At 47.0% G+C, this 1,940-nt stretch carries 1 protein-coding gene and 1 pseudogene; one reads left to right on the top strand and one right to left on the bottom strand.

Annotated elements, in window-relative coordinates; translation table 11 throughout:
• The first annotated feature begins 131 nt into the window (after nt 1–131).
• Nucleotides 132–539: a hypothetical protein gene (locus ACFIQE_RS06665; RefSeq protein ID WP_375707418.1), complete on the top strand. Its 408-nt coding sequence runs from the start codon at nt 132–134 to the stop codon at nt 537–539.
• On the opposite strand, the pseudogene ACFIQE_RS06670 reads toward ACFIQE_RS06665, so the two are convergent.
• A pseudogene (locus ACFIQE_RS06670) lies at nt 519–1,940 on the bottom strand (bifunctional DNA primase/helicase); the annotation flags it as partial. The gene ACFIQE_RS06665 and the pseudogene ACFIQE_RS06670 sit on opposite strands and share 21 nt — an antisense overlap.

The following is a 1,940-nucleotide window of genomic DNA, read 5'->3' on the forward strand; positions in this document are numbered from 1 at the left end:
TTTTCCTACCTTTTTATTGTTGTCGTTATTAGTACTTATAAGGTTTCCAAGCGCTTCGATATTTCGTGGTGGCGGGCGGCGTTTTATTGTATTTGTGGTGTTTCCCTCTTTTTGAAGGAAGTGCTGTTTTATTGCATTTTAGGAGTCGTCCTTTTTTTAGCTCTTTGGGGGATGGAGAATATGGACATACCATGGGGTCTCCTGTCCTTGATAGGGATCGTGTTTGCTGCACTGTTGGAGTGGTTCTTGATTTTGCATATGAGGGGGCGGCGAGATGGGGTGGTGACGCGTTGTTTGTGGTTATTGAAGGGGGTGGTGTTTTGCGCCGTTGTTGGAGCGACCTTTTTTTGTTTGCGTTTGGGAGCAGAGAATCTAGGGTTGAGCAGGCTTTGGTTCGCGAAGGATTGGGTGTTTTTCATCATTTGTGGATTGATCCTTCCTGTTGTTTCTGTGGGAGCAAGACGTGCGCGTTTGAAAGCGGAGGCGTTTTTAAAGAGAGTGGGGTTTATGGGGCATTACAGATAACGTCGAGGGAATGATTGTTCAAAAGAACAGCGATAGCGATAAGTTTGGGGATCAAACCAAAGCCCTATTTTGCCTTCAAAATCACCAGAACGTTGTTTGGCAATATTCATAATGACACCTGGGCGTTTGGCTAAATCTGCTTTTTCTTGTGCGAGAGAGGCGGCAAAGATTTTATCTTCCAACGGTCGATTGCGCCAAATGGTGATGATGTTAAAGGCATTGGCGCCAATCTCTGAGGCGCCTTTAATGTCTTCTGTGCTGGGGATATCTTTATCCAGACCGCTTTTACGGGCATGGGCGACAAGGTGAATATGCACACTGTTTAAAACAGCCCAATCAACCATTTTATAAACGGCTTGTTCTTGTCTTGCATAATCATCAGAGGCAATGCCAAGCCGCATCAAACTGTCGATGATAAATTGATCGCAGCCATAGCGCGCACGACAATAGTCAAAGACTTCAAGCAAGGTGTCAACGCTTGATTTGCCAACATGTTCATAAAGAATAAGCCCTTCGTCTAAAAAATGAAGAATCCGTTCAATCGTCTCTTTTGTAGGCTGTTCTAAGCCGCCCGTTTGTTTGGTTAAACGGCGAAGCGATTGTTCTCCTTTCATTTCTAGAGACGCTAAGCAAAGGCGACTCTTTTGTGCAATCCAATGGGGAATACAGTCTGATAATAATTGGCTTTTACCTGCACCACTCGCACCGCTCCAGAGCGTTAATTCTGCTGGGCGGAAATGCAATTTGTCCTTCAGTTTAGGATAGGGAACCGTATAACCAAGATGTTTTTCAGGCTCTGGCCAAAAAAGCCCAATCACTTGATCTTTATAGTCTGAGGCGCGCCGTAAACCTTCTGGTGCAAAGCTTTGTGCTGAGGAAAAGGCGGCTTTTATGGTGGCTTTATCGATCCCTGCGGTTAAACAGTCATTGGCATCTTTAAGGGGTAAACGGACACGGTAGCAACGGTGGCGTCCAAGCCTGCTGGCAATCTCACGGGCTGCTTCTTCTCCGGGCGGATCCATATCGGTGGCTAAAAAAATCGTTTCAAAAGATTCTAAATGATCAAATTCATTTTCAATCCAGTTGTGTTTTCCTCCACTGCCTCCTCCAAAGGGAACAGAAACCGCCGGATATCCATAGGCGGCTAAGGATAGCGCATCAATTTCTCCTTCAGTGATAACAATGGTACGGTTTGTTGAAGAAAGAATGGGAAATGGCGCCTGTGTGGAGGCGTGGTTGGTTGAGGCGGTGTTTTGGGATGCCTTTGTGGAGGTGGGGTTGATTGAGGGTACCTGCTGAGGTGTGTTTTGGGGCGCCTGTGTGGAGGTGGGGTTGATTGAGGTGGTGTTTTGGGGCGCCTGTGTGGAGGCGTGGTTGGTTGAGGCGGTGTTTTGGGGCGCCTTTGTGGAGGCGTG

The sequence above is a fragment of the Bartonella sp. AA1HLJMS genome (assembly GCF_042197445.1).
In the GTDB taxonomy this organism is placed as follows: Bacteria; Pseudomonadota; Alphaproteobacteria; order Rhizobiales; family Rhizobiaceae; genus Bartonella.